Origin of the sequence: Gloeocapsopsis sp. IPPAS B-1203 (assembly GCF_002749975.1) — a bacterium.
GTDB lineage: Bacteria > Cyanobacteriota > Cyanobacteriia > Cyanobacteriales > Chroococcidiopsidaceae > Gloeocapsopsis.
In genome coordinates this window covers 201,491-227,704 of the sequence record NZ_PEIG01000007.1, presented here as the reverse complement: position 1 = coordinate 227,704, position 26,214 = coordinate 201,491, and the positions used below count along the sequence as shown (strand labels likewise).

Annotated in this window: 28 protein-coding genes and 1 pseudogene; 24 read left to right on the top strand and 5 right to left on the bottom strand. The window is 42.0% G+C overall.

Going from position 1 to position 26,214, the window contains the following annotated elements; translation table 11 throughout:
• Positions 1-4: 4 nt before the first annotated feature.
• Both CSQ79_RS27825 and CSQ79_RS14715 read left to right on the top strand, forming a co-directional pair.
• Positions 5-199 (top strand): DUF6888 family protein, encoded by a 195-nt coding sequence (locus CSQ79_RS27825; RefSeq protein ID WP_502693932.1) that lies wholly within the window; start codon positions 5-7, stop codon positions 197-199.
• Positions 186-392 carry a DUF6887 family protein gene (locus tag CSQ79_RS14715; RefSeq protein ID WP_099701923.1) on the top strand — a complete coding sequence of 69 codons (207 nt, stop codon included), beginning with the start codon at positions 186-188 and terminating at the stop codon, positions 390-392. Before CSQ79_RS27825 ends, CSQ79_RS14715 begins: the two co-directional genes overlap by 14 nt.
• Positions 393-486: 94 nt before the next feature.
• Here the strand turns inward: CSQ79_RS14715 and CSQ79_RS27080 are convergent, their stop codons facing one another.
• A complete protein-coding gene (locus CSQ79_RS27080; protein WP_143755457.1) occupies positions 487-759 on the bottom strand; it encodes a hypothetical protein in 273 nt (90 codons plus the stop codon).
• Here CSQ79_RS27080 and CSQ79_RS14710 point away from each other — a divergent pair.
• From CSQ79_RS14710 to CSQ79_RS14695, 4 genes and pseudogenes are all read left to right on the top strand, one after another.
• Positions 745-1,806, top strand: a complete 1,062-nt coding sequence (locus CSQ79_RS14710; RefSeq protein WP_099701922.1) for a sulfate ABC transporter substrate-binding protein — start codon at positions 745-747, stop codon at positions 1,804-1,806. The two genes, CSQ79_RS27080 and CSQ79_RS14710, sit on opposite strands and share 15 nt — an antisense overlap.
• 79 nt (positions 1,807-1,885) lie before the next feature.
• Positions 1,886-2,731: a sulfate ABC transporter permease subunit CysT gene (cysT, locus tag CSQ79_RS14705; protein WP_099701921.1), complete on the top strand. Its 846-nt coding sequence runs from the start codon at positions 1,886-1,888 to the stop codon at positions 2,729-2,731.
• A complete protein-coding gene (gene cysW / locus CSQ79_RS14700; protein WP_099701920.1) occupies positions 2,721-3,596 on the top strand; it encodes a sulfate ABC transporter permease subunit CysW in 876 nt (291 codons plus the stop codon). The genes cysT and cysW overlap by 11 nt, the downstream gene beginning before the upstream one ends.
• 31 nt (positions 3,597-3,627) lie before the next feature.
• Positions 3,628-3,750 (top strand): annotated as a pseudogene (locus CSQ79_RS14695) (NIL domain-containing protein); the annotation flags it as partial.
• 189 nt (positions 3,751-3,939) lie between these two features.
• On the opposite strand, the gene CSQ79_RS14690 reads toward CSQ79_RS14695, so the two are convergent.
• Positions 3,940-4,587 (bottom strand): response regulator transcription factor, encoded by a 648-nt coding sequence (locus CSQ79_RS14690; RefSeq protein WP_099701919.1) that lies wholly within the window; start codon positions 4,585-4,587, stop codon positions 3,940-3,942.
• Between the two features lie 300 nt (positions 4,588-4,887).
• Positions 4,888-5,370, bottom strand: coding sequence for a (2Fe-2S) ferredoxin domain-containing protein (locus CSQ79_RS14685; RefSeq protein WP_099701918.1), 483 nt, complete (start codon positions 5,368-5,370; stop codon positions 4,888-4,890).
• Positions 5,371-5,537: 167 nt separating this feature from the next.
• Between CSQ79_RS14685 and CSQ79_RS14680 the strand changes: the two genes are divergently transcribed.
• The 4 genes from CSQ79_RS14680 to CSQ79_RS14665 all read left to right on the top strand — a co-directional run bounded on the left by CSQ79_RS14680 (position 5,538) and on the right by CSQ79_RS14665 (position 8,925).
• A complete protein-coding gene (locus tag CSQ79_RS14680) occupies positions 5,538-7,049 on the top strand; it encodes a hydroxysqualene dehydroxylase (protein WP_099701917.1) in 1,512 nt (503 codons plus the stop codon).
• 65 nt (positions 7,050-7,114) lie between these two features.
• On the top strand, positions 7,115-7,243 hold the full coding sequence (locus CSQ79_RS27820; protein ID WP_289501140.1) for a hypothetical protein: 129 nt from the start codon (positions 7,115-7,117) through the stop codon (positions 7,241-7,243).
• Positions 7,244-7,491: 248 nt separating this feature from the next.
• The gene (gene bchI / locus CSQ79_RS14670) at positions 7,492-8,598 is read left to right on the top strand and encodes a magnesium chelatase ATPase subunit I (protein WP_099701915.1); all 1,107 of its coding nucleotides are present in this window, start codon (positions 7,492-7,494) and stop codon (positions 8,596-8,598) included.
• Between the two features lie 24 nt (positions 8,599-8,622).
• Positions 8,623-8,925 (top strand): hypothetical protein, encoded by a 303-nt coding sequence (locus CSQ79_RS14665; protein WP_099701914.1) that lies wholly within the window; start codon positions 8,623-8,625, stop codon positions 8,923-8,925.
• A gap of 32 nt (positions 8,926-8,957) precedes the next feature.
• Here the strand turns inward: CSQ79_RS14665 and CSQ79_RS28635 are convergent, their stop codons facing one another.
• Positions 8,958-9,326 (bottom strand): VOC family protein, encoded by a 369-nt coding sequence (locus CSQ79_RS28635; RefSeq protein ID WP_099701913.1) that lies wholly within the window; start codon positions 9,324-9,326, stop codon positions 8,958-8,960.
• 36 nt (positions 9,327-9,362) lie between these two features.
• Here CSQ79_RS28635 and CSQ79_RS14655 point away from each other — a divergent pair, with 36 nt between their 5' ends.
• From CSQ79_RS14655 to CSQ79_RS14635, 5 genes are all read left to right on the top strand, one after another.
• On the top strand, positions 9,363-11,450 hold the full coding sequence (locus CSQ79_RS14655; RefSeq protein WP_099701912.1) for a M48 family metalloprotease: 2,088 nt from the start codon (positions 9,363-9,365) through the stop codon (positions 11,448-11,450).
• A 584-nt stretch (positions 11,451-12,034) separates the two neighbouring features.
• Positions 12,035-12,517 (top strand): RNA recognition motif domain-containing protein, encoded by a 483-nt coding sequence (locus CSQ79_RS14650; RefSeq protein ID WP_099701911.1) that lies wholly within the window; start codon positions 12,035-12,037, stop codon positions 12,515-12,517.
• Between the two features lie 871 nt (positions 12,518-13,388).
• The gene (locus CSQ79_RS14645; RefSeq protein WP_099701910.1) at positions 13,389-14,663 is read left to right on the top strand and encodes a glycosyltransferase family 4 protein; all 1,275 of its coding nucleotides are present in this window, start codon (positions 13,389-13,391) and stop codon (positions 14,661-14,663) included.
• A gap of 247 nt (positions 14,664-14,910) precedes the next feature.
• Positions 14,911-15,609 carry a hypothetical protein gene (locus CSQ79_RS27810; RefSeq protein WP_099701909.1) on the top strand — a complete coding sequence of 233 codons (699 nt, stop codon included), beginning with the start codon at positions 14,911-14,913 and terminating at the stop codon, positions 15,607-15,609.
• 93 nt (positions 15,610-15,702) lie between these two features.
• Positions 15,703-16,086: a hypothetical protein gene (locus CSQ79_RS14635; RefSeq protein ID WP_099701908.1), complete on the top strand. Its 384-nt coding sequence runs from the start codon at positions 15,703-15,705 to the stop codon at positions 16,084-16,086.
• Between the two features lie 189 nt (positions 16,087-16,275).
• On the opposite strand, the gene alr is transcribed toward CSQ79_RS14635, so the two are convergent.
• On the bottom strand, positions 16,276-17,460 hold the full coding sequence (gene alr, locus CSQ79_RS14630; protein WP_099701907.1) for an alanine racemase: 1,185 nt from the start codon (positions 17,458-17,460) through the stop codon (positions 16,276-16,278).
• Between the two features lie 278 nt (positions 17,461-17,738).
• Between alr and CSQ79_RS14620 the strand changes: the two genes are divergently transcribed.
• From CSQ79_RS14620 to CSQ79_RS14580, 9 genes are all read left to right on the top strand, one after another.
• Positions 17,739-18,236 carry an HNH endonuclease gene (locus tag CSQ79_RS14620; protein WP_099701905.1) on the top strand — a complete coding sequence of 166 codons (498 nt, stop codon included), beginning with the start codon at positions 17,739-17,741 and terminating at the stop codon, positions 18,234-18,236.
• Between the two features lie 301 nt (positions 18,237-18,537).
• The gene (locus tag CSQ79_RS14615; protein ID WP_099701904.1) at positions 18,538-19,806 is read left to right on the top strand and encodes a DHH family phosphoesterase; all 1,269 of its coding nucleotides are present in this window, start codon (positions 18,538-18,540) and stop codon (positions 19,804-19,806) included.
• A 50-nt stretch (positions 19,807-19,856) separates the two neighbouring features.
• Positions 19,857-20,348 (top strand): phosphohistidine phosphatase SixA, encoded by a 492-nt coding sequence (sixA, locus tag CSQ79_RS14610; RefSeq protein ID WP_099701903.1) that lies wholly within the window; start codon positions 19,857-19,859, stop codon positions 20,346-20,348.
• A gap of 99 nt (positions 20,349-20,447) precedes the next feature.
• Entirely contained in the window at positions 20,448-21,584 is a 1,137-nt protein-coding gene (locus CSQ79_RS14605) for a citrate synthase (RefSeq protein WP_099701902.1), read from the top strand.
• A gap of 329 nt (positions 21,585-21,913) precedes the next feature.
• Positions 21,914-23,032, top strand: coding sequence for an NADH-quinone oxidoreductase subunit NuoH (nuoH, locus tag CSQ79_RS14600; RefSeq protein ID WP_099701901.1), 1,119 nt, complete (start codon positions 21,914-21,916; stop codon positions 23,030-23,032).
• A gap of 44 nt (positions 23,033-23,076) precedes the next feature.
• Entirely contained in the window at positions 23,077-23,658 is a 582-nt protein-coding gene (gene ndhI, locus CSQ79_RS14595) for an NAD(P)H-quinone oxidoreductase subunit I (RefSeq protein WP_099701900.1), read from the top strand.
• A 94-nt stretch (positions 23,659-23,752) separates the two neighbouring features.
• Complete coding sequence (locus CSQ79_RS14590; RefSeq protein WP_099701899.1) at positions 23,753-24,394, top strand: NADH-quinone oxidoreductase subunit J; 642 nt, start codon at positions 23,753-23,755, stop codon at positions 24,392-24,394.
• Between the two features lie 69 nt (positions 24,395-24,463).
• A complete protein-coding gene (nuoK, locus tag CSQ79_RS14585) occupies positions 24,464-24,769 on the top strand; it encodes an NADH-quinone oxidoreductase subunit NuoK (RefSeq protein ID WP_041918524.1) in 306 nt (101 codons plus the stop codon).
• 4 nt (positions 24,770-24,773) lie between these two features.
• Positions 24,774-25,697 (top strand): NAD(+) kinase, encoded by a 924-nt coding sequence (locus CSQ79_RS14580; protein WP_099701898.1) that lies wholly within the window; start codon positions 24,774-24,776, stop codon positions 25,695-25,697.
• The last annotated feature ends 517 nt before the right edge of the window (positions 25,698-26,214 follow it).

Here is a 26,214-nt window from a genome sequence, read left to right as displayed (position 1 = left end):
TCACATTCAACCGACTGTAGATCAAGCTTTTGCTTGTTTGCGCGTATGTCAGATGCTTTCTAACTGCTTCCAGCCTATTCATTTATTTCGCTACGATGACAGCACTGGAAATGTGTTTATTTTGGCTGGAATAAACGAAAATCTTGAAATTGTCGTTTGTCGCAACGGATTGTGGGAGTTTGCTGATGAACAAACCTAACTTTAAAGAAATGAGTAGAGCGGAACTCAGGGCTTATATTATCGCTACTCATGATGATGAAGCTATCTATGAGTTATTTGTAAATCGTCGCGATCCTAATGCCAAAAAGTATCCAGCCCCTTTAGACGAAGCAGGGATCAAAATTATGGAAGAAGCTTTTCGCCGCAAAATTCAGGGCGAACCGGAACTATAGAATACTGGGCGAATGAATTCACACACTATAAACGCGAAAGGGCTTCCCGCAGGTATAGGTAAGGCATGCTTTAACCTTTTTAAAAGTCTTAATTTTAGTGTACGAAGGTACACTTTGCCTGGATAGCCCCGACTTCAGTCGTAGGGCGTCTGCGATTCTGAGAAGCCTTAACAGAACTGTAGTTGTTCCTTACCAAAAAGCTTAAAGCTACACCGAATTTTACTGACAAAAACTCAGCGATCGCACTTGCTGAGTTGCGTTGCTTTTCTCCTATTTGCTGTGTATAATCGACATCCAGGGAATTAAATCCGGTATCCCGACCGAATAACCGGAGTTTAAAGGAGAGGGTTTCATGGGGCTGCTGCAAATTATCCCAACGCTACGAGCATCGTGGAAGAAGTTTGTGTCCCTATTTTTGGTAGGAGTCGGATTAAGTGTAGGGATGGCGTCCTGTGCGCCTTCTAGTGCCCAAAACCGCGATGTAGAGATTACACTTGTGTCCTACGCTGTTACAAAAGCTGCATACAAAGAAATTATTCCGCAGTTTACGGCAATGTGGAAACAGCAGCATAACCAAGACGTACTATTTAACGAAAGTTACGGTGGTTCTGGTGCGCAAACTCGTGCGGTGGTAGATGGTTTAAATGCTGATGTTGTAGCACTAGCATTAGCGCTTGATATGAAAAAAGTTGAAAAAGCAGGCTTGATCCAACCAGGATGGGAAAAAGAAGCGCCAAACAACGCAATTGTACATAAGTCTGTCGCCGCTATTGTCACTCGTGAAGGCAATCCTCAAGGTATTCAAACTTGGTCAGATTTAACCAAAAATAACGTAAGAGTGGTTACAGCTAATCCGAAAACTTCTGGAGGGGCGCGGTGGAACTTTTTAGCATTGTGGGGCGCAATGAAAGAAACCGGAGGAAGCAACGAGCAAGCTTTAAATTTTACTAGAGAAGTTTATCAAAATGCCCCTGTGCTACCACGAGATGCACGTGAAGCTAGCGATGTCTTCTTCAACCAAGAAGAAGGCGATGCTTTGATTAACTACGAAAATGAAGTTATCTTGGCAGCACAACGAGGAGAAAAGCTACCATATATAGTTCCTAAAGTCAATATATCGATCGATAATCCGATCGCAGTAGTAGACAGAAATGTTGATAGACACGGTAATCGCGAAGTAGCAGAAGCTTTTGTTCAATTTCTATTTACTCCTACCGCGCAACGCGAGTTTGCCAAAGTAGGATTTAGGCCTGTTGACCCTACGGTAGAACAAGAATTTGCACATAAGTATCCCAAGATAGAAACATTATTTACAGTGCAAGATCTAGGAGGTTGGAACACCGTACAACAGCAATTTTTTGAAGATGGCGCTGAGTTTGACAAGATTCAAGCTAGTTTGGCTGCAGCAAGATAGGCATTGTGCTACAAAAAAGCGATTGCTTCTTCAAGAAGTAACTCAACAACTACCACACACAATATATTGTGCTTAATTTATGGCGGCATCCTCTACTCAACCTGTTCCTGTACGTAAAAATCCCAAGTTCCACCTGACATGGCCTTGGCGAATTACAATCACTTACATGACGTTCATGCTGTTTTTACCAGTTGCTGCGTTATTTTTGAGGGCTGCAACGGTATCACCAGCTGAGTTTTGGCAAATTGCCACAAGTCCTATAGCGCTCTCCGCTTATGATGTCACCTTTGTTACTGCAATAGTTGCAGCCGCTGTGAATGCAGTATTTGGAACTTTAATCGCTTGGGTTTTAGTACGATACGATTTTCCCTTGAAGCGATTTATTGATGCAGCAATCGATTTACCATTTGCTTTACCAACAGCTGTTGCTGGATTAACCTTAGTATCTGTTTATAGCGAAACAGGTTGGATTGGTTCATTACTCGCTCCTTTGGGCATCAGAATCGCATTTACACGGTTGGGCGTCGGGGTAGCAATGCTGTTTATCTCCTTACCATTTGTCGTGCGATCGCTGCAACCAGTTTTACAAGAATTAGACATTGATGTTGAAGAAGCTGCTTGGAGTTTAGGTGCTTCTCGCATCCAAACCTTTTGGCGTGTAGTCTTACCACCATTATTGCCAGCGTTGCTTACAGGAGTCGCATTAGGCTTTTCGCGTGCAGTAGGGGAGTACGGTTCGATTGTGATTATTGCTTCCAATATCGCATTTAAGGATTTAATTGCATCTGTACTGATTTTCCAACGCTTAGAGCAATACGACTATGCAGGCGCAACTGTCATCGGTACCGTTTTATTATTAATTTCGCTACTTATTCTCGTGGGGATCAATTTATTACAAGCTTGGAGGAGACGATATGAGGTCTAATGCTTTGAGTGGCGACGTAGTTGCCCAAAATAAAGCAGGTTCTCAAACAAAAGAAGCCTCATGGGTAAAAATTGCACTCATTGGAATTGCAGTTGCCTATCTTGCGTTAGTATTATTTTTTCCTGCAATCAACGTTTTCGTCCAAGCTTTTAGAAGTGGAGTAGGACCTTTCTTTGCAAATTTCTCCGATGCAGCATTTATCAATGCTATTCGATTAACATTACTAATTGCTTTAATTGTTGTACCAATCAACACTATTTTTGGCTTGTGTGCAGCTTGGGCAATTACGCGACACAAGTTTCGCGGTCGTGCTTTAGTCGTTAGCATTATAGACTTACCCTTTGCTGTGTCTCCTGTAGTTGCAGGGTTGATGTTGGTATTGCTTTACGGAAGAAGCGGTTGGTTGGGACCGAGTCTAGAAGCAATTAATATCAGAATTATATTTGCACTACCAGCAATGATTATTGCCAGTGCTTTTATTACTATGCCTTTCGTCGCTAGAGAGGTGATTCCTGTATTAGAAGAAGCTGGTACAGATCAAGAAGAAGCTGCTAAAACCTTAGGGGCAAAAGATTGGCAAATATTTTGGCGTGTTACCCTTCCTAACATTCGCTGGGGTTTACTTTACGGTGTGATTTTGACTAACGCTAGAGTCATGGGTGAATTTGGTGCTGTCTCTGTTGTATCTGGCAACATTATTCGTAAAACACAAACGTTACCACTATATGTTGAAGAAGCTTATAAGCAATACGAGTCACAAGCAGCATTTGCTGCATCGGTATTACTCGCTTGTTTAGCGCTAGTTACCTTAGTACTTAAAGAAATTTTAGAACGCAAAACTAGCATTAAGGATGTAGAGGAATAGGTCATTATTACTCAACCCTAACGGGCGTGATGATGGCTGGTTTGATTTAGAACTACGAGGAACCAGCCAACAAATTCAAAATGCCCTAATCTATTTCAATGAATTAGATTTAGAAATTTGGAACCAGCTACCTTCAGAAGAAGACGGATGGTAATAAAAAATTACCAGCCTTATCCTATTAAGTGAATTTGCATAATTCAACAGACTCAGATATTAGAAATCAAGTAGCTGAAAACTGTATCTGAATCTGAATTTTATGTTGATTTACTTGCAGAAATATAAATCTACTTAGGTAGTAGAGCATAACTAGATAACTAGATAATCGCTCAATAGTTGAAGTTGATCACGCCATCTGATTTTCAATTGCCCACCGCGCTAATTCTGTACGGTTATGTAAGCCTGTTTTACCCAGCATATTTGAAACGTGACTTTCTACAGTCCGCTGACTAACATTAAGTTCTTCAGCAATATCACGGTTTGCTAAACCTCTAGCAACAAACTGCACAACCTTCAGTTCAGTTTGAGTCAGATGAACATCAAAAGGAACTTGAATTTTAGGTGCAACCTCACTACCGTTATTTGTTTGCTGAGTACGGCGATACGCCTGTTTTAAAGATGCTTCTACCTGTGCTACAAGTTCTTCTGGCTCAAATGGCTTGACCATATAAACATCAGCACCTGTGTTCAGACCTTTAACTCGATCTTGACTTTGACCTTTAGCTGAAAGGAACAAAACTGGAATCCAGCTGATTCTTTCGTCTTGGCGTACATTATTGACAAACGTGTAGCCGTCCATTTCTGGCATCATCACGTCGCAAATAATCATATCGGGAATTTCCTGCTCTAAAATCTGCAGGGCTTCGCGTCCATTTTCTGCGGTAATAACTTCATAACCACGGAATTCTAAATAATCCTTGACGAGCAAAATCAAGTTCGGATCATCGTCAATCAGGAGTAGTCGCTTGTTGTCTTTGGCAGTAGTTTCTTTCATGGTATATGCTACTCACTACAATTGAGCTAAAGGTATTTATCAATAATCTTTTCTACAATATTTTCTGCTTGTTGGCATGTTGTTAATAATATTATTTTGTGGTTAAAGTATATTAACATTATGTTTTTTGAGAGGGTTTGCCAGCCGTAATTGAGATAGAAGCACTGAGATATTAACAATGGTACGAAAATTTTGAAGTATATCTAACGCGATATTATATCTGCATTCTTAGGAATTGTTGGTATGCAGTTAGAAATTATCTTATTTTTGATTGAGGTTGACTAATGTCGGTAGCGATCGCTATTCAACATCCGCAGTCTCCTTTACCATTGCGGCGGGTTTAGGTAAAGGATGTGTCAAAAAAGCGTATTCCTCAACAACTCGATTACCAATAATATGCTCCTGGAGAATGCGTTCAATCACTTCTGGGGTTGCTTGTCGATACCACATACCATCAGGATAGACCACTAAAATCGGTCCTTGGCAGCACACTCGTAGACAATTTGCTTTAGTGCGAAAGACACAACTTGGACGTGTCGCAGTTGGTTTATCAAGTTTTAGCTGTTTCAAGCGCTTTTTAAGGTAGTCCCAAGATTCTAGACTCGCTTCTTTAGAGCAACATTGCGCGAGAGTCTGGTCAGCACAAATAAATATATGACGTTGGATCTGTGGCAAGCCTAAACTTTGAACGCAAGCACTTAATGCGTCTTCATCTTGCGGCGTACAAGTTTCCGCCTCTACCACATCTGTGGCTGTTAGATCCGTTGCGGCTGATTCATCCATCACGACTACATCACCAAATTCACTTCTTATCCCAGCTTTCCAATTTAAGCATAATAATTATTTTGCAGCCTTATAGTTATTAATTAGTGTTACCACCAATTACCGATTACCAATTACCCATGACCTAGTTAGTGTCATTCTAGACTTAGGAATTATCAAGGTGCGCTATGCAATCAACATCACAACCTTCCCCCAAAATTATTGTTGTCGGTGCTGGTTGGGCTGGGTTAGGAGCGACTTATCATTTAACAAAGCAAGGCTACGATGTGACGCTTTTGGAAGCAAGTCCCTATCCTGGTGGGCTAGTCGCAGGTTGGCAAGCCGCAGGGCGTTCGGTAGAAGCCGGAATTCATGGCTTTTGGTATCCCTATCGCAATACATTTTCCCTCGTCCGCGAATTAAGTATTAATCCCTTCACACCATTTACTCGTTCCTCGCAATATTCCCCAGCAGGATTAGAAGTGGTATCACCTATTTTTCAAGATTTACCGCGACTGCCTGCACCACTTGGAACATTTCTCTACACTCAGTTTCAGCGTTTACCCCTGATTGATCGCCTGAGTGCTTTACCGCTACTTTACGCTGTAATTGACTTCGATAACTCTGACGCTGCATGGCAACGCTACGATTCTGTTACCGCCAGAGAATTATTTAAAGATTTTGGTGTTTCAGCACGTTTATATCGCGATTCCTTTGAACCGATGCTTTTAGTTGGTTTATTTGCCCCTGGCGAACAATGTTCTGCTGCTGCAACTTTAGGAATGCTGTATTACTTTATCTTGGCGCATCAACCAAATTTTGATGTTGTTTGGTGTCGCGGAACTGTGGGCGAAATGATTTTTCAACCTTGGGTTAAACGCATCGAGCAAGCTGGTGGTAAATTGGTAGCAAATCAACGAGTAAGTGACTTAATTCTTGATGACAACGGTCAAGCAACAGGTGTTGTTTGTGGAGAACGAGTTTTTACCGCTGATGCAGTTATCTTTGCGGTGGGAATCAGCGGAATGCAAAAAATTATTAGCAGTAGCCGCTCCCTGCAAAGCCGTCAAGAATTCCGCGATGTGATGAACCTAGGTGCAATTGATGTTTTAGCCACTAGGCTGTGGTTTGATCGCAAAATTGAGATTCCCCGCCCATCGAATGCATGTTTTGGGTTTAATGCGACAACAGGTTGGACATTTTTTGATTTAAACGCACTGCATGATGAATATCGCAATGTTCCAGGTACAGTTATTGAAGCTGATTTTTACCACGCCAATCAATTTCTTCCCTTGAGTGACGCAGAGATTGTGTCTTTAGTACAACGTGACTTAGCAAGGTGTATTCCCGCATTTTATACCGCCAACGTCATCGACAGTAATGTCATTCGTTTACCACGGGCTGTGACGCATTTTTCCCCTGGTAGTTATCAATATATGCTGCCTGCAACGACAAGTCTCAAAAATGTGTTTATGAGCGGTGACTGGATTGTCAACCGTCACGGTTCTTGGTCGCAGGAAAAAGCTTATGTTACAGGATTGGAAGCAGCTAACTTAGTTATTTCACGCTTTGGACGCGGTACTCCAGCTGCAATTATTCCTGTTGAATCTGATGAACCACACATTCAGCTTGGGCGATCGCTCAACAATACTCTACATTACCTAACTCAGAATTTGCTCCCTGACTTTTGGTTGCCTTAGTCTACCAAAATAATACCGTATTACTACAAAAAATTATTGTCTCCAATTTAGCGCAGATTTATTTTATGGCTAGACGGAAATCACTCGTGTCAAAAGTGACAAAGAAGTATCAAGCAACGATTCCTCAAGATGTTAGAAAAGTATTGGAAATGCGTACAAATGGTATTCAAAAATTGCCATCACTGACGCTGTAGCAGAAACGGCAGGTGAGTGGGAATCAGCTGCAGATGAGCAAGCGTATGGCGAGTTATAACCAGTTTAACGAACCACAGAGTCACAGAGATCGCAGAGGAAGGAAATAAGGAGAGATACTTCATGAACAATGTAGGCTTGCTACAAGCAAATCATCTATTTTTCACCCTTACCCCTCGCTCCTCGCTCCTAGCCCCTCAGAGTGTGGCACAATGAAAAGCGGTGTCCCCACATTTTCAGGTAATCTTCTGTGAGTTCAACTGCCCAAGCTGTCCGCCGCGTTTTTCCCTTCACTGCCATTGTCGGTCAGGAAGAAATGAAACTTGCCTTATTGTTGAACGTGATTGACCCCAAAATTGGTGGTGTCATGATTATGGGCGATCGCGGTACTGGTAAATCAACAACAATTCGAGCATTAGCTGATTTGCTTCCAGAAATTGAAGTTGTTGCTGACGATCCTTTTAACAGCGATCCTCAAGATCCCGAACTGATGAGTGATGCTGTTAGGCAGCAACTCGAACAACAAGCAGAAATTCCTGTGACGCATAAAAAAGTTCCTATGGTTGATTTGCCCTTGGGCGCAACCGAAGATAGAGTTTGTGGCACTATTGATATTGAAAAAGCCTTATCTGAAGGCGTCAAAGCTTTTGAACCAGGACTTCTTGCCAAGGCAAACCGAGGCATTCTCTATGTTGACGAAGTTAACTTACTTGATGACCACTTAGTAGACGTTTTGCTCGATTCAGCAGCAGGTGGTTGGAACACTGTAGAACGTGAAGGCATTTCAATTCGTCATCCTGCACGTTTTGTTTTAGTTGGTTCAGGAAACCCCGAAGAAGGTGAATTACGTCCGCAACTCCTCGACCGCTTTGGGATGCACGCAGAAATTCATACTGTAAAAGAACCCGCACTACGCGTCCAAATTGTTGAACAACGAGCCGAATTCGATCAAAATCCACAGCAGTTTTTAGAAAAATATCAAGCCCAGCAGCAAGAATTGCAACAAAAATTAATTCAAGCTCAAGCACTACTACCTTCAGTGAATCTTGATTACGACTTGAGAGTAAACATCTCAGAAGTCTGCTCCGAACTTGATGTTGATGGCTTGCGTGGTGACATTGTTACAAACCGTGCTGCAAAAGCTCTAGCAGCCTTTGAAGGACGTACCGAAGTGACTGTCGATGATATTCGTCGCGTCATTACGTTATGCTTGCGCCATCGCTTGCGGAAAGACCCCCTAGAAGCAATTGACTCTGGATACAAAGTCGAAAAAGCTTTCAACCGCGTATTCGGTATTGAAGATGTTACCGAGACTGCACAATCAAACGGTACCGCCCAGATGAGTGGACGTCGCTAATTATCTCTTGTTGGTAGGCACAATATGGCAATTTGGCGCTTTTGGCTGAATACTTTAATTCTATCTAGCCAGTACAATCCACCCCGCTTTGTTGAGCTTATTATGCTGTGGATAGCATTAATCCTCTTAGCAGTTTGGAGTCTTGTACCATTCTGGCCTTATTTAGTATTAAGCCTCAGTTTTGTCATTGGATCGTCAATCTCGATTTTGATCCGCGAAGCGATCGCGCCTTCACCTTATATCCGTGCAACTCAAGTAACTGCAGTCCTGATGCTGATTATTAGTATTTACGGTTTAGCGGATGTCATTCAATATTTTAATTGGTGATATCTAGTAGAGTTAATAGCCAATGATTGACGTCAACTAGACTGATGTAGAATTAGACGATTGCCTTGTGGATCGTAGGCATATATTTCTTTTCCGTGAGAAGCTGTTAATGTTTCGCCTAGTGGTGGGTAGCCTAGAGAGGTAAGGTGCGCGACGGCATTTTCTAGGTCACTAACTTCTAGGCATAAACTCATTGCGCTACTTGAGTTCTCAAATTCAGGTTGGTGCATTTGCTTTGGTTTAAAAATACCTAATCGCAAACCTGGTAACTGAAACTCAGCATAACTATTTAGAGTGTAATGCTGTGGTTTTATATTTAGTAGATTACTGTAGAAAAGCACTAATTTTTCTAGATCAACTGTTGCTAACGTTATAAAGGCACTGCTACAAGAGAAATTCATAAAATAAAAATTTCATCAATTTGACACAATAAAATCATGGCTGCTCCTCATTCATCTGTAGTAGCTGGATTAACAGCTTTAAATCAAGGAGACTATCACAAGGCGATCGCGCAACTTGAAGCAGCGATCCAAAACGACAATGACCCCATAACGCTTGTGAAAGTTCAGATGGGTTTAGTCATTGCTTATAAAAATATTAGAGATGAGCGTGCGATCGCACTTTGCCAAACTTTAAGCCATCATCCCGATCCTCAAATTCAAACATGGGCATTGCGTCATCTTCAGGAATTAAACCGCCCTTCTCAACAACTTAAACCAACCCAAGTAAATCAATCTGATCGCACTAGTTCACTAAAGCAGAATTCTGCCACACCAGCGACACTCCCGACTAAACACTATGCCCAACGATTAAAAAAACTACAACGACTACCTCAGATAAATTTGCTACCGCTGTGGTTACTACAAGCAGGAACAGCGATCGCGTTCTTTTGGCTAATCTGCAAACTGCTACAAGTATTCATGGGAGTCACTAACGATTTATTAGTTAATTTACCCTACCTAGAACCAATCCAACTTTTTTACCGCGATCCAACACAGTTTGTTCTCGTCACACTTTTTGTATTGCTTAGCGTCTCTCCCTGGTTACTTGATGGATTGCTACAAGTATTTTATGGTTTACAACCCTTATCACTCGATACACTAACATCTCATAGCCCAGAAGCCCGCCAGTTACTAGAACGCTACTCTCAACGGCAAAATTGGAAAGAACCACATCTGAGATTATTACCAATTTCAGTACCGCTAGCACTCACCTATGGCAACTTACCTAGAAATGCCCGTATTGTAGTTACTCAAGGGCTTCTAGAACACTTGGCAGCAAATGAAATTGCCACGATTTATGCAACGCAACTAGGACATATTGCTCACAAAGATTTTGCACTCATGTCCTTAATTATGGCTGCAACGCAGTTACCTTACATTGCTTATTACCAAATATCGCAATGGGGTGATAAAATTTCTTACTTTTATTTGCGATTTCTTGCTGGTGTTATCGCTAATTTTGCCTACGTGGTTTGGTATCTTCTTTGCATTCCTGCGGTTTGGCTATCTCAGGTACGAATTTACTACAGCGATCGCTCTTCAACTGAAATGACAGGTAATCCAAATGGTTTAACTCGTGCTTTACTTAAAATTACTCAAGGTGTCGCAACAGACATTCAAAAACAAGAATGTCTAAGTTGGCTATTGGAAAGTTGGCAGTTGCTTGTTCCTATCAATCACCATCAAGCTATTACTCTTAGTTCATGCAAAACATCGACTGATTTTGAGTCTGTACTAACTTGGGACTGCTGTCATCCTTATCGATACTGGTTTAGTCTTAACCAGACACATCCGCTTGTAGGCGATCGCTTGCAACGTCTTGCTGACATTGCTCAAAATTGGTCTTTGAAGCCTGAATTTGCGTTCCTGAGAACAAACGTAGATAGGTCAACCTTTGTGCCTTTTTTACGACAAGGCGCTCCTTTTTTCGGCATTATCCTAGGTTTAATTCTTGGATGTCTGACTTGGTTAATTGGCGCAATTGGAATTTGGTTAAGAATACCGCAGTTAGCATGGATGTTTGGTGACTGGTTTTTAATTTTAGGTTTCTTACCAATAGGCTTTAGTATTGGTACGCTTATTCGCATTAATTCTTTTTTTCCTGACAGCAATTTTTCCAACTCAAAGTTTGAACCCCTCAATTTCTTATCTAACCCTAATATGCTCCCCCTAAATAGCCAACCGCTACGTCTACAAGGTAAACTCCTAGGGCGCCGCGGTATCAGCAACTGGTTAGTGCCAGTTTTGATTTTAGAATCGGATATTGGATTAATCAGACTGCATCAACCATTACCGAAACTTATTGACACATTGCTCAATCACCATTCACCGCTTGAAGAGCTAGTTGGTCAATATATTGTCGTGACTGGGTGGTGTCGTCGCGGAGCTACATTGTGGTTAGATCTTCATACATGGCATCAAACTCGTAGTGGTCGTAGTTATCATCCAATTTGGTCTACAATTTTAGCTTGCGCCGCCGCTATCTGGGGAGCATATATTATCTTACAAGGTGGTACAAAATAATATAAAGAAAAATTGCAGAGATCGCTTAACTTGTGTTACATTATTTTACATAAAACCAAAACTTGTCTTAGGTAAGGTATTGCGTATAAGTAATTAATTGCCTGGTCAAAGCAATATAAGGTTATTCTTTCCTTGTTCCAACACAGCAAGCTCAACCAGCCAAAGGCTGGTTTTTATTTCTCGCTCTAAACAAGAAGAGCCTCGCCTTAGATGGATAAAGCTACTGATACCGAGTCAAAAATATTGCTAAAGACGGAAATGTTGATTTTTAAGTGCTGACAAGACGAATGCCATGATACTGTAAAGAATGGTGTCAACGTTCCAGCAAACCAAAGGCGTTACCCGTAGCAAAACAGCTGGCAGCTGGTGGAATATATACTTAACCAGTTAATCAGCAGATGAGTTACAAGAAGCTATAGCCTTGAATCAGGCAAAGAACTATATTTTAGAGGTTGGCAAATATCAAAGTGAAAAATTGGTTTGTTGCAACGCACGTCAAATCCAGTCATTATCCAGCCTTCCTCATGTAATGTAAACAGTTTTGTTACCAATTCTATTCGCACCCAAGTCCGGAGGTATCTTCCATGTCAGTTCGTCTATATATTGGCAATTTGCCGAAAGAAGAGTTAGAACGCCAGGAACTGCAAGCAGTTTTTGCAGAAGCTGGAGATTCAGTGACTACAAAAGTAATAAAAGATCGGAAAACTGGTAAATGTCGCGGCTTTGGCTTTGTAACAGTTAATAGTGACGAACAGGCTGATCAAATCATTGAGAAATTCAATGGTTACATGTTCAAAGACACTCCTCTCAAAATTGAAAAAGCACTACCTCGTTCTAAGGGACAAGAAGACGAGGAACAATCTAGTCCAAGCAATGCTGCTACCAATAATTCAAGTGGTAGTAACCAAGAAAAAGGTTCAGCCCGTCGCAACAACAAAAAGTCACGTCGTAGCAACAACAGCACCCAATCTTCCAACAACCCAGACACCATCCAACCAGATCCTCGCTGGGCTTCTGAATTGGAAAAGTTAAAGCAAATGCTATCTGCACAAACAAGTAATGGGTAAGTTGTGCTGAGGTGATAAGGATTGCAGCAAGATCCAAACTTACTAGGCTTAAGCTTAGTGATCCTTTTCCTTGTGCATTTGCAATATGAAACTAGACGCAGCCAGTGCTTTACGCGTGAGAACAATTATTTACCACATTATTAGCGCTGGCTCATAAGCTTTTTCAACTAAGTGTTCATACTTGACTATTTATGTTGATGCTTTAGAAATGCTCAATCAACAATCGCACTAGTACCTTTTTGCTTAACATTGAAACTGAATAACTATTGTGCGATTTCATACAATAGACAAAAGTAAGTGCAACAATTGAGTTAGAAGAATAACTTAGAATAAAACTAACTTAAGCAAATCTGATTCTAGTCATTAGTTAAATTAATAATTTGCTTTTCTATCTTTAGGCGTAATGTGCAATTTAAAACAGTTTAGTAGACATGAGAAGCTGTCAGTAAGTATTGAGATTACACTGTATAGTTCATAGTCATAAGCAGATAACATAAAGACTTACATACAAATTTATCTATTGGTAGAAGCCAGAAATAATTCTAATCGACTCCGTATTTTCCTCAACTTAAGTTGAGCAATGGTGAATACAAAGATACCTTTTTTAGAGCAATTTTAGCCCAAATTAAATACAAAAGGTCTTACTAACGATAGAAGCGCAATTGAAAGTTTAATAAAATAAGCAATAATAGTGACTCACAAGTTTAACTTTGAGCGGATTACAGTATTTCCCATAGGGGATGTGAAGAAATGTGTGACCGCATAAATTAAACTTGAGAATGATGAACATTCCTTTTTGGTTTTTAAAGGATAGGTCACGACCACCTCAAAACCAATTTAAACCTAACTAAATTGTTCTAACAACTACACCATGAACTCTGTAAGCCAAAAGCATATAGCCTTGATTTCAGTCCACGGAGATCCAGCGGTTGAAATCGGTAAGGAAGAAGCCGGAGGACAAAACGTCTATGTGCGGCAAGTGGGAGAGGCACTCGCTGAGTTGGGATGGCAGGTTGATATGTTTACCCGTAAAGCAAGTGCAAGTCAACAAAAGATTGTCCAACACAGCCCTAATTGCCGTACGATCCGCATCACTGCAGGTCCAGAGGAGTTTGTACCCCGAGACAACTTGTTTAAGCACATACCCGAATTTGTAGAGCAGATGTTGAAGTTTCAACAGGAATCGGGAATTGAGTATGAAATTGTTCATACTAATTATTGGCTGTCTGCTGCAGTAGGTATGGAGTTAAAGAAAGTTCAGGGCTGTAAGCAAGTTCATACTTACCACTCACTAGGAGCAGTTAAATACAAGTCAGTTTCGACAATTCCTATGATTGCCAAAACTCGCTTAGCAGTGGAAAAAGAGGTTTTAGAGACTGCACAACGCATCGTAGCCACAAGCCCACAAGAGCAAGAACACATGCGATCGCTCGTCTCGACTAAAGGCAACATCGATATTATTCCTTGTGGTACCGACATTGACCGCTTCGGCAAAGTTCAACAGCAGCAAGCAAGACAACAACTAGGAATTAACCCTGATACTAAAGTAATTCTCTATGTAGGACGATTTGATTTCCGTAAAGGCATCGAAACGTTGGTACGTGCTGTTGCCCAGTCAAAATTACGAGGAGCCGATCTCAAGCTGATTATCGGTGGCGGTAGCCGTCCTGGACAAAGTGACGGAAAAGAACGCGAACGTATTGAAGGAATTGTCAATGAACTAGGAATGCAAGACTTTACTGTATTCCCAGGGCGTTTGGGTGATGACGACCTACCAACATATTACGCAGCAGCAGATGTTTGTGTTGTTCCTAGTCACTACGAGCCTTTTGGTTTAGTAGCAATTGAGGCAATGGCGAGTGGCACACCTGTTGTAGCAAGCGATGTTGGTGGATTACAGTATACAGTAGTACCAGAAGAAACTGGATTACTCGCACCACCAAAAGATAATGATGCTTTTGCAACCGCGATTGACCGCATATTAAGTGATTCAGAGTGGCGCGATCAGCTTGGTTGTGCGGCAAGAAAGCGAGTAGAAGATATGTTTAGCTGGGATGGTGTAGCTGCTCAACTCAGTAAACTATATACTCAACTGTTGGAAGAACCAGTTATTGTCCCTAAAGATGAGGCTGTTGCTACAGCATAAACTAAGCTCTGAGCATTGAATTTTGAGTTTTAGTTTGACTGTGTTCCTGACAACTTAATATTCAGCACTCATAGCTTTGATAGTGGTTTTAGCTGGCAGCTTTATAGTTGTCAGCTAATGCTATTTAGGGCAGCTTTATGATGAAGATATTACACAAACTCTGAACCGTAGGTTTAACAAAAGCGCTTCCCCTGTCTGTAGATAGTAAATTTTCTTCAATCTAGGGGTAGCATTGCGGGTACGCTTTATGAAATTGTTGAGGTTGAAGTTGCAGCATCTAAATCGTTTACAAGAAGTTATGCCCACTACCTCAACTGTTCGTCAAATATTGTCAGATTCTGAACAAGGATTACTGCCGTATCTACATCACCAGCTAGCAACAGAAGAGTTTGCTCACTTTCGTTCGCAGTTTGTTTTTCATCCTGAAGAATCCTCTACTGATGTTAATTCTGAGGCGCGATCGCCAGAATTACAAACTGCATCATTAATTTCTCTGAAGTTTACTATTATTGTAGACAGCCACATCGGTGCTGATGATGCCACGATTTTAGCATTAGAGTTTCAAGAGAAGATTGATAGCTGTTTAGTCACATGGAGTCAGAAAAACAAACAACTACTTTCTCCTGTTACGCAAATCAAAGGTTCATTCGGTAGGCTTGAAGAAGTTCGCTATCATGGAGGCTTTCTTCCTGGCTTTTCGATTGAACGCCAATTTCGTCTTCAGTACAAAACGTCTGTAGCCGCAACAGACAATTCAAATTCTAGTAGCATATTGTATAAACCAGGAGAAATAGTGCCAGAAAGCGGCTTATACGAACTGACAGGACCTCGTGGTGGCAACAAAGGACAAGAAGTCACTGCAACTAAAGGAGAACCTTTTCCGCCAACGCCAGAGTCAGGAATGTATTACAAGCTGATGACTCCAACAAAGCATAAAAATAGCTAAAAGGCAATATGCGTTGACTCACAGAGAAACTTACAAGCTTTCGTCGATTCAAAATGCTTAGGCAAGTACGTTAAAAAGGACTAATTGATCCAAATGGCAAAAGATAAAACTCACAAAGCAGGTGACTCACATAGTCGTCCTGTTGACTCAAGTGACTTAGAAATTCAAGGCAAAATTATTGATGACGGAGAACGTCCTGTCACAGCAAATCAGTTCGTTGTCACAGATACCTACCAAGAAGATGGGGAACGTCCTATCGCTGCAAATGAATTTAGCGAACAGGCAACGCTCAATATTGACGGCAAACGTCCCATCGATCCGAGTCATCTTAAAGTGCGGAATACCGTGTATATGGATGGAGAGCGACCCATTGCAGCAGATAACTTTGAAGTAAAAGGTCGGTTAAATATCGATGGTAGCCGCCCGATTGCCGCAGATGAAGCACCGTCTGATCTACCAGCAGACTTTGTAGATTAGCAAATGTTCTCTAACTGAAGTTAGGGTTATTCAAAGCTAAGTGTGACGCGCTCTCTCACACTGCAGCATTAGTTTTACAAGTGAGTCCACGCAGGTGGACTTTGTTTGTCTAGCAATGTGGTCAATATGGTTAGGACATTTTGCAGGCTCAGAACTATTGAGCTAAATAATGTTACTCCTGTGTGACACCTAACCCCTGACCTCTGCTATGGCAACGCGTGGTAGTCGGTGTTTGAAACTACAAAGGATTTCCCACGAAATTGTATTTAATTGAGTTGCCCAGTCGTCAGCTGAGATTTTTTCAGTACCATCTTCACCCAGTAGCGTCACAACTTCTCCTTCTTGAACATCAATGATCGCACTAACATCCAACATCAGTTGATCCATCGTAATCGCACCAATTTGGGGTACGCGCTGACCTCGAACTAAAACAGTCATTTGATTAGATAAATTGCGAGGTACTCCGTCAGCATAGCCAATTCCTACTACAGCAAGTTGAGTGGGGCGATCGCTCATAAATTTATGACCGTAACTCACTCCAGTTCCCGCAGGAATTGTTTTTACTTGCGTTATTCGTGCTTTGACTTGCATCACAGGCTTCAGGTCAATTGGAGCTAAATGCCAAGCTGGATAAAGCCCATACATTGCTAGCCCAACACGAACCATGTCATAGTGTAAATCTGGAGCAGTAAGGGTCGCAGCTGAGTTTGCCAAATGTAATGCGGGTTGTGTTTGCTCGTTTTGAAAAAGCAATTTTGCGTCCTTAATTTGAGCGATCGCTTGCTCAAAGTTTCGTTGTTGCTGTCTTAAGATAGTTTGGTCAGGGCTTTCTGCAGTTGCCAAATGCGAATAAATACTGGCAATCTTTAAGTTAGGCAATCGCGCAATTAACTGCACAAACTCTACAGCTTGTTGCCAAGGAGGTCCTAATCGTGACATTCCCGTATCAAGTTTTAAATGTACAGGTAAGACTGCGCTTTGCATTGCTGTTAAAGTTTCGGCAAACACGAGGGCTTGCTTGAAGTTACACAATGTCGGCTGAAGTTGCCAATGAGCGATCGCTTTAATTTGTTCTGGAGTATGCGTCGCTCCTAAAATCAAAATAGGGGCAGTGATTCCGGCTTCTCTTAATTCAATACCTTCTGGCACAGTTGCCACACCTAACCAGCTAGCTCCAGCTTGCAACACTGTCTCAGCTACCATAACAGCACCGTGACCATAAGCATCTGCCTTAACTACTGCCATCAGTTGAGTTCTTGAAGAGAGTAAATGCTTCAGCTGACGAATATTATATGCTAACGCTGCTAAACTAATTTCTACCCAAGCGCGATCGCATCGCATTGTTGCGATCGGTTGTTGCCAACTCAAAGTCATGGCTTGCTCCTCTACACTCACATTAAAGCAATTAGCGTTCAGCATTTGGCAGTTAGCTGCAACTTCAACGGCTAATTTGATTAGGCAGTTTAGCTTTCAAAACCTCATTAACACAAGTGTTACATCAACTGATACTGTTTTGCTATCAAGCGACTCTATAGTGGGTAAATGTGGGCAGAGTAGCTGTAGCGATATTGACTTGATTTGCAGCCAAGGGCTGCATTGTACAGCATAGTTGTGTTACTATCTGTAAAAAATATTGGCTTGAGCGACCATCAATGGCTAAGGTTCTAGTCCTGAACGCCTCTTACGAACCGCTCAATATTACGAGCTGGCGGCGAGCAGTTGTTTTGTTAATCAAAGGCAAAGCTGAGCAAGTAGAACACAATGGTAAGCATCTTTATGCTGACTTTCCCTTGCCAACCGTGATCCGGCTGCGTCACTACGTGCGAGTTCCTTACAAGGAAATTCCTTTGACTCGCCGTAACATTCTTCACCGTGATAGTCATACCTGTCAATACTGCGGTTATGCAGGCGACGATCTCACTCTCGATCATGTTGTTCCGCGATCGCGAGGCGGTGGTGATGCTTGGGAAAACATAGTGACGGCGTGTGTTCGATGTAACGTCAAAAAAGGTAATCGTACTCCTCTAGAAGCGCATATGCATCTTCATCATCTTCCGCGTAAACCTTACAGTAGCTTGTATTTTGAAGTTAGCAAGCACCTTAAAAGTGGGCTACACGATGAATGGCAAAAATACATTATCGGTCTTTAAAACAAGTTACTTTAATAATCGCGAATTTTGACACTATAGGTTGTTTGTCAAAGCAGCTTGAAGCATTACCAAATGGTAATGTATTTAATCATTACTTGCTTAAATGCAAAAAAGTCATCAGTAATTTAAACTAACCGCAACTTTAAATACAAAATTTACCTGCACTTAGAGATAGGCTGAAAGAATTAGTGTCGCACTCAAGGATTTTTGCGACAATTGTAGTGTGAAGCTTCGATAGCCACTTGAATATCAGAAGGCTGTTGACTGCAGTTCGCGCCTCACACTCACAGCAATTCAATTTATGAATTTGAATTCGTCTCACGCGTTAAATAATTCGTATTCTCAGACAGAGCCGAAAGAAGACCCTCATTTAATCGCATCGGTGGAATTACCTGCTCCTGACACATCTTCAATTGCAATGAGTGAACTGGGCTATCCAGCCCAGAGAAGTAACTCAGTAGTTATGCAAAAAGCAGAAGCTTTGCGGCAAGTATTTGAGCAACATAGGCAGGAACGTCAGCTTGTCATTTTGCAAGATTTTCCTGATCCAGATGCACTTTCTAGTGCTTGGACTTATCAATTAATTGCTCAAGAATATGAAATCCAATGCGATATTGTCTATGCAGGTACACTCAGTCATCAAGAAAACATTGCATTAGTTAAACTGACAGGCTTACCAGCACAACGTTGGACATTGCAAGCAGCTAAAAGTAAAGACTTGTCAATGTATACAGGATGTGCGCTGATAGACAACCAGGGAACAACCAGCCAGTTACTATCAGTTATTCAAGAAAGTGGAATCCCGATCGCAGCAGTTGTTGACCATCACAGCTTACAAGGCGATTTAAAAGCCGAATTTACAGATTTACGTCCAACAGTTCGCGCCACAGCAACCATCTTTACGCAGTATTTGCAAGCGGGATTACTTAAGTTAGATAGTAGCGTGGCACAGCATATTAAGTGTGCAACCGCCCTCATGCATGGCTTGCGCTCAGATACAGATCGATTGATGCAAGCCCAAGAAGATGATTTCTTAGCAGCTGCATATTTGAGTCGATTTTATGATGCGCAGTTGCTCAATGCCATCTTACAAGCAAATCGCTCTAAACGAGTGATGGATGTCATAGAGCGATCGCTGAAAAATCGCATGGTGCAAAATAACTTCTCAATTGCTGGTGTAGGATACTTACGTTACGACGACCGCGATGCCATTCCCCAAGCAGCAGACTTTTTAGTGACAGAAGAAAACGTCCACACCGCAGTAGTCTACGGAATTGTTCACGACGAAGACGAAGAACTCGAAGTTGTGATTGGCTCGTTACGAACGACAAAACTGACACTCGATCCTGATGAATTTATCAAGGAAGCATTTGGACAAGACAGTCACGGGCGCTTTTTTGGTGGTGGGCGCACCAGTGCTGGTGGTTTTGAAATTCCGATCGGTTTTCTGTCGGGTTATATCGAAACTTCAGACTATGCCAAGAAAAAGTGGGAAGTGTTTGATACCCAAATTAAGCAAAAGCTCTTGCGCTTAGTCAATCCTAGAGATAATCCAATTCAAACAGAGTAAAGTGAGATAGGCAAGATTGCCTGTGCTTGAAAATTTACTTGGCAACGGTAGTGGAACTTTATCTCATTCGACACGGCATTGCACAAGAGAGAGAAATAGGTCTTGCTGACGAAGAGCGATCGCTCACCGACAAAGGGCACAATAAAACACGTCAAGTTGCCCAGCGCTTGTATGATTTGGGCATACGGTTTGATGTTTTGTTAACCAGTCCTTTAGTGCGATCGCAGCAAACTGCAAAAATTTTGCATGATTGTAAACTCAGTCGCAACATAAGTGAATCTGCCCACTTAGCGCCTAATGGCAGTATCTATGATTGGTTAGATTGGTTCAAAGAGCAACAATACTCTCAACAAACACAATTAGCTCTCGTCGGTCATCAACCAAATCTAGGGCAGTGGGCAGAAATTCTTGTTTGGGGAGAAGATCGTGCCAAACTAGTACTGAAAAAAGCAGGTATCATTGGAATAGCGCTACCAGAAGCAGATTCACCGATTGGTCAAAGCCAGTTATTTTGGTTAACTGCACCCAAATTTTTGTTGTGACCAGCTTTACAGTTATTTCTGGTAAAAAGAGCGACACAACACCAGTTTCTGGTAAGTTAGCGTAGAGTATTGTACTAACAAGCAAGCAGCTGGTGAGCCATGTCCGTCTGCGAATTTAAGCCAGGTTTAGAAGGCATTCCTGCCGCCCAATCTAGTATTAGCTTTGTTAATGGACAAGAGGGAATACTAGAGTATCGTGGTATCCGCATTGAAGACCTTGCGGAAAATAGTACCTTTTTGGAAACAGCTTATCTTCTCATTTGGGGTAAGCTACCCACCAAGGACGAATTGATAGAGTTTGAACACGAAGTTCGCTACCACCGAAGAATTAAATACCGCATTCGGGACATGATGAAAAGTTTCCCTGAAAGTGGTCATCCCATGGATGCGTTGCAAGCTTCTGCCGCAGCACTTGGTTTATTTTATTCGCGCCGCGACTTAGATAATCCTGTTTATATTCGAGACGCGGTCGTCCGACTACTCGCTACAATTCCCACAATGGTTGCGGCATTTCAGTTGATGCGTAAAGGCAACGATCCAGTACGCCCGCGCGACGATTTGGACTATTCTGCCAACTTTCTTTATATGCTCAGCGAACGCGAACCCGACCCATTAATGGCGCGGATTTTTGATGTTTGCTTGACACTTCATGCCGAACATACTATGAATGCTTCAACATTCTCGGCACGAGTCACCGCTTCTACACTGACAGATCCTTACGCAGTTGTTGCTTCCGCAGTAGGAACGCTAGGCGGACCATTACATGGTGGTGCCAATGAAGAAGTTATCGGGATGCTTGAAGAAATTGGCTCAGTAGAAAATGTCGGCTCCTATCTAGAAGATCGGTTGCAACGTAAAGCAAAAATTATGGGCTTTGGACATCGCGTTTACAAAGTCAAAGACCCCAGAGCAACAATCTTGCAAAAGCTAGCTGAGCAGATGTTTGATAAGTTCGGCTACGACAAATACTACGATATTGCCGTTGAATTAGAACGCGCGATCGCCGAAAAGTTAGGTCACAAAGGAATTTACCCTAATGTTGACTTTTACTCTGGTTTAGTGTATAGGAAGATGGGAATTCCTACCGACTTATTTACGCCAGTATTTGCGATCGCCCGCGTCGCCGGTTGGTTAGCCCACTGGAAAGAGCAAATCGCTGAAAACCGCATTTTTCGACCTACTCAAGTGTATACAGGTCATCACGACGTTTCGTATACGCCTGTTGAGCAACGGTGAAAATTTAGTTTTGAATTTTGAGTTTTGAGTTTTGAATTAAACAGAGTTTTCTTAACTCATAACTCAAAACTGAGAACTCATAACTCCCTGACCTCCGACCCCTGACCTCCGACCCCTTTCAAAGACAGCAAACCTAAACACAGGTATAAGTAGAATTTCTCAGTGAAGGTTTTTTGGAGCTGACCAGACAGCGATATACTAAGCAGTGAAAGGTAAAAATATCTTCACAATAGAGATAGACCCTGAATGAAAATAGGGGATGAATTTACAAATATTAATTACAGCGGAGATGGCGATCGCCATCATGCGACAACTTCACCAAAGAAAACATGAGTACAGGAATTGACCTCCAAGGAAGTTTCATTAAATCGCTGATCGACTTAGGGCTACCAGCAGGTGCAGCCAAAGCTGTTTGGATGCCAGTCCCAATGGTACTAATGTTAATTGGCGCGACTGTAGGAGTACTAGTTACCATTTGGCAAGAACGGAAAATTTCAGCCGCCGCCCAGCAGCGGATTGGTCCAGAATTTATGGGACCATTTGGCTTACTGTCTCCTGTTGCCGATGGTATCAAGTTCGTCTTTAAAGAAGACATTATTCCAGCAAAGTCCGATCCTTGGCTATTTACTTTAGGACCAATCATTGTCGTCCTACCAGTCTTTTTGTCGTATCTAATCGTGCCGTTTGGTGAAAATCTGGCAGTGACAAACGTTGCTACTGGAGTATTTTTGTGGATTGCCTTGTCCAGCGTGCAACCAATTGGATTGTTAATGTCTGGTTATGCTTCAAACAATAAGTACTCACTGCTAGGAGGCTTAAGGGCAGCTGCACAGTCAATTAGCTATGAAATTCCTTTAGCACTCGCAGTCTTAGCTGTAGTGATGATGTCGAATAGCCTGAGTAGCATTGATATTGTCGAACAGCAATCAGGCTATGGCATTTTTGGTTGGAACGTCTGGAGACAGCCAATAGGTTTTCTCATCTTCTGGATCTCAGCATTAGCAGAATGCGAAAGAATGCCCTTTGACCTACCAGAAGCAGAAGAAGAACTTGTTGCAGGATATCAAACTGAATATGCAGGGATGAAATTTGCGCTGTACTATGTCGCATCCTATGTCAACTTGGTACTATCAGCGCTCCTTGTCACAGTTTTATATTTAGGGGGTTGGGAATCTCCTATCCCCATCGAGTTACTGGCTGGTTGGTTGGGTATCAGCGAAACAAGTCCTTGGTTAGAAATAGCAGATGCCTCACTAGGCATTACCATGACCGTACTCAAAGCCTACTTTCTCGTGTTTACAGCAATCTTATTGCGTTGGACTGTACCCAGAGTACGAATTGACCAGTTGCTAGATTTAGGATGGAAGTTTTTACTCCCCGTCAGTTTAGCAAACCTACTATTAACAGCAGCATTGAAGCTTGCCTTTCCCGCTGCCTTTGGTGGATAGCAATTAGCCCATTGCTAACAGCTACATAAAGAGAGAGACACACCATGATAAAGTTCCTCAAACAAGTCGGTGATTACGCGAAAGAGGCGGTGCAGGCTGGGCGATATATTGGTCAAGGATTGTCTGTCACCTTCGATCATATGCGGCGTAGACCAGTTACTGTACAGTACCCCTACGAAAAACTAATTCCTTCTGAACGCTTCCGAGGTCGCATTCACTTTGAATTTGATAAGTGTATTTCTTGCGAAGTCTGCGTGCGGGTTTGCCCAATTAATTTACCTGTCGTTGACTGGGAATTTGACAAAGCTAGTAAAAAGAAAAAACTGAAGCACTACAGCATCGATTTTGGTGTTTGTATCTTTTGTGGTAACTGTGTAGAGTACTGTCCAACAAACTGTCTGTCAATGACAGAAGAATACGACTTGTGTACGTACGATCGCCATCAATTAAACTACGACAACGTAGCGCTGGGACGTTTACCCTACAAAGTGACAGATGACCCCATGGTGACACCATTACGCGAATTGGTTTACCTACCCAAAGGTGTTACATCACCCCACGATCTACCTGCAAATACCCGTGGTGCTGGATTACATCCAGAAGAACTCGTAGAACAGCAGGAATAGTATTTTTTAATAAGTGGGTGAGGAGCGTTAATTGTTATTGGAGTCGTAAACCTCTAGCAATTAGCAATTAGCAACTAACAAAGGACAAAAAGCGGTGAATTTAGCTGAAGGAGTACAACTTGTTTCGTTCGCCATCTTGGCTGCCATGATGATTGGTTCAGCCCTTGGTGTTGTGCTATTTTCTAATATTGTCTACTCTGCCTTTTTGCTGGCAGGCGTTTTTGTCAGTATTTCAGGAATTTATTTGCTGCTGAATGCTGACTTTGTGGCAACAGCCCAGATCTTGATTTATGTTGGGGCGGTCAACGTGCTGATTTTGTTTGCCATTATGTTGGTGAATAAGCGCGAAGACTTTAAACCTTTGCCGAATGCTTGGGTGCGTCCGACAATGACAGCGATCGTCAGTGCTGGACTGTTTGTTTTGTTAAGTACGATGGTTCTGGTTACGCCTTGGGCATATTCTACTGAGTCAGTTTCCAGCGACACTACAATTGTTTTAATTGGTCAACACTTCTTCAGTGACTTTTTGTTGCCTTTCGAGCTAGCATCCGTTCTACTATTAATGGCAATGGTTGGAGCGATCATTTTAGCGCGGCGCGAATTTTTGCCTGACCAAGTTATGACGCCTGACAAGCAGCAGCAACCTGTATTAACCTTACCAGAACGCCCTCGCGAGCTAGTCGGAATTTCTAGTGATAAAACAAGTAATTTAGACGATAATCGTCGCAGTGAGTAGACTTACATAACTTGCGAGTTTAGCCTGCGATCGCAGGCTTTTGTGTACGATTTTGAGGATAGATTAAGAATGCAACTTCAGTACTTTCTCTTGCTAGCTGCGGCTTTATTCTGTATCGGAATTTACGGCCTAATTACTAGCCGTAACGCCGTTCGAGTATTAATGTCAATTGAATTGCTGCTAAATGCGGTAAATCTTAATTTAATGGCATTTTCTAGTTATTTAGATCCACTAGAAATTAAAGGTCAGGTGTTTACAGTATTTGTAATTACTGTTGCTGCTGCCGAAGCTGCTGTAGGATTGGCAATTATCTTAGCAATCTATCGCAACCGCGATACTGTAGATATGGAGCAATTTAACCTCTTGAAGTGGTAAGTGCGTGCAGCTTAATCAAGTTATCATTGCTCACAAAGCCGGAGATTCATTAAGTAAAAGCTGGGCAGAAAAGTGTGCGCGGCAGTTGGAAAGTCGCAACTGTCGCGTCCTTATGGGACCTAGTGGACCGCAAGATAATCCATACCCAGTATTTTTGGCATCGTCAACACAGCCGATTGATATGGCTTTGGTACTTGGAGGAGATGGTACAGCTTTATCAGCGGCGAGAAATTTAGCAGCAGATCGTATTCCCATTTTGGCGGTGAATGTCGGCGGGAATTTAGGGTTTTTAACTGAGTCGTTTGAAATATTTAAAGATTCAGAACAGGTATTTGATCGGTTAGCCTCTGATTTCTATGCGATTCAGCGGCGGATGATGCTACAAGCCCAAGTGTTTGAGGGAAATAGTAGCAATCTCGATCCTGTCAGCGATCGCTTTCTCGCCCTGAATGAAATTTGTGTCAAACCCGCATCGGCGGATCGGATGATTACTTCGATCCTGGAAATGGAAATTGATGGCGAGGTTGTTGATCAATACCAAGGTGATGGATTGATTATCGCTACACCTACAGGTTCTACAGCATACACCGTGGCGGCAAATGGTCCAATTGTGCATGATGGAATGCAGGCGATTACGGTTACTCCGATTTGCCCGATGAGTCTTTCGAGTCGTCCGATAGTATTACCTGCGGGTTCAGTTGTTAGTATTTGGCCCTTGGCAGACTATGAGTTGAATACAAAGTTATGGACTGATAGTGTCCTGGGAACTTCGATTTGGCCTGGTCAAAGAGTTGATATCCGTATGGCGGAATATCGTGCCAAGTTTATTATTTTACGAGAAAATTATTCGTACTATCAAACATTGCGTGAAAAGTTACAGTGGGCAGGCGCGAGGATTCGCTACAGTAATAATCATCGCGATAATTAATTGGGTTGGCTTGGCGACTAAAGTCGCAGCTACATAAACAAAGTCTGCCTTCGCAGACTGAATGTGCAATTACAAGTTTATACACCTATGAACGTAGGCATAATTTGTGTTGCTTTATTTTCTTTTTATCAAGTTTTTTTTAATCTTTATAAATTTAAAGCTTTCATGTTTTAAATATAGAAAAGCTCTAACAAACCAAATTAGTTAATTTCTTGCTCATCCTTACTCTGCTTGAGCTTGAGACTACATAAGAACTATTTTTGATCAAAAAAATACTAAATTTTTCCGAAATACAATGTAGTTGCATTGAGATTAATTATGACGGCAATGCAGGGAGAAATCCCTGTTTTCTTGCTGAATTAAGTATAAATATTTATAAGGAACTACTTGTAATGGCTACAGTAACATTTCAAACGCTGAAATGTAATAGTTCACTAGGTACAGTCACACTAAACTTTCAAGCACCACCTAACCCAGTGTGGGGTCCGAGTGGGATGACCGCAGGTGTAGCAGTAAG

What these genes read in the sequence shown, in the direction of transcription:
- CSQ79_RS14645 (WP_099701910.1), top strand. Translation starts at nt 13,389, where the DNA reads ATGAACTCTGTAAGCCAAAAGCATATAGCCTTGATTTCAGTCCACGGA.
- CSQ79_RS14655 (WP_099701912.1), top strand. Translation starts at nt 9,363, where the DNA reads ATGGCTGCTCCTCATTCATCTGTAGTAGCTGGATTAACAGCTTTAAAT.
- CSQ79_RS14635 (WP_099701908.1), top strand. Translation starts at nt 15,703, where the DNA reads ATGGCAAAAGATAAAACTCACAAAGCAGGTGACTCACATAGTCGTCCT.
- CSQ79_RS14685 (WP_099701918.1), bottom strand. Translation starts at nt 5,370, where the DNA reads ATGGATGAATCAGCCGCAACGGATCTAACAGCCACAGATGTGGTAGAG.
- nuoK (WP_041918524.1), top strand. Translation starts at nt 24,464, where the DNA reads ATGCAACTTCAGTACTTTCTCTTGCTAGCTGCGGCTTTATTCTGTATC.
- CSQ79_RS14710 (WP_099701922.1), top strand. Translation starts at nt 745, where the DNA reads ATGGGGCTGCTGCAAATTATCCCAACGCTACGAGCATCGTGGAAGAAG.
- CSQ79_RS14620 (WP_099701905.1), top strand. Translation starts at nt 17,739, where the DNA reads ATGGCTAAGGTTCTAGTCCTGAACGCCTCTTACGAACCGCTCAATATT.
- CSQ79_RS14715 (WP_099701923.1), top strand. Translation starts at nt 186, where the DNA reads ATGAACAAACCTAACTTTAAAGAAATGAGTAGAGCGGAACTCAGGGCT.
- CSQ79_RS14665 (WP_099701914.1), top strand. Translation starts at nt 8,623, where the DNA reads ATGGCAATTTGGCGCTTTTGGCTGAATACTTTAATTCTATCTAGCCAG.
- nuoH (WP_099701901.1), top strand. Translation starts at nt 21,914, where the DNA reads ATGAGTACAGGAATTGACCTCCAAGGAAGTTTCATTAAATCGCTGATC.
- CSQ79_RS14680 (WP_099701917.1), top strand. Translation starts at nt 5,538, where the DNA reads ATGCAATCAACATCACAACCTTCCCCCAAAATTATTGTTGTCGGTGCT.
- CSQ79_RS28635 (WP_099701913.1), bottom strand. Translation starts at nt 9,326, where the DNA reads ATGAATTTCTCTTGTAGCAGTGCCTTTATAACGTTAGCAACAGTTGAT.
- CSQ79_RS27820 (WP_289501140.1), top strand. Translation starts at nt 7,115, where the DNA reads ATGGCTAGACGGAAATCACTCGTGTCAAAAGTGACAAAGAAGTATCAA.
- CSQ79_RS14690 (WP_099701919.1), bottom strand. Translation starts at nt 4,587, where the DNA reads ATGAAAGAAACTACTGCCAAAGACAACAAGCGACTACTCCTGATTGAC.
- alr (WP_099701907.1), bottom strand. Translation starts at nt 17,460, where the DNA reads ATGACTTTGAGTTGGCAACAACCGATCGCAACAATGCGATGCGATCGC.
- CSQ79_RS14650 (WP_099701911.1), top strand. Translation starts at nt 12,035, where the DNA reads ATGTCAGTTCGTCTATATATTGGCAATTTGCCGAAAGAAGAGTTAGAA.
- CSQ79_RS27810 (WP_099701909.1), top strand. Translation starts at nt 14,911, where the DNA reads ATGAAATTGTTGAGGTTGAAGTTGCAGCATCTAAATCGTTTACAAGAA.
- CSQ79_RS14605 (WP_099701902.1), top strand. Translation starts at nt 20,448, where the DNA reads ATGTCCGTCTGCGAATTTAAGCCAGGTTTAGAAGGCATTCCTGCCGCC.
- cysW (WP_099701920.1), top strand. Translation starts at nt 2,721, where the DNA reads ATGAGGTCTAATGCTTTGAGTGGCGACGTAGTTGCCCAAAATAAAGCA.
- cysT (WP_099701921.1), top strand. Translation starts at nt 1,886, where the DNA reads ATGGCGGCATCCTCTACTCAACCTGTTCCTGTACGTAAAAATCCCAAG.
- ndhI (WP_099701900.1), top strand. Translation starts at nt 23,077, where the DNA reads ATGATAAAGTTCCTCAAACAAGTCGGTGATTACGCGAAAGAGGCGGTG.
- CSQ79_RS14615 (WP_099701904.1), top strand. Translation starts at nt 18,538, where the DNA reads ATGAATTTGAATTCGTCTCACGCGTTAAATAATTCGTATTCTCAGACA.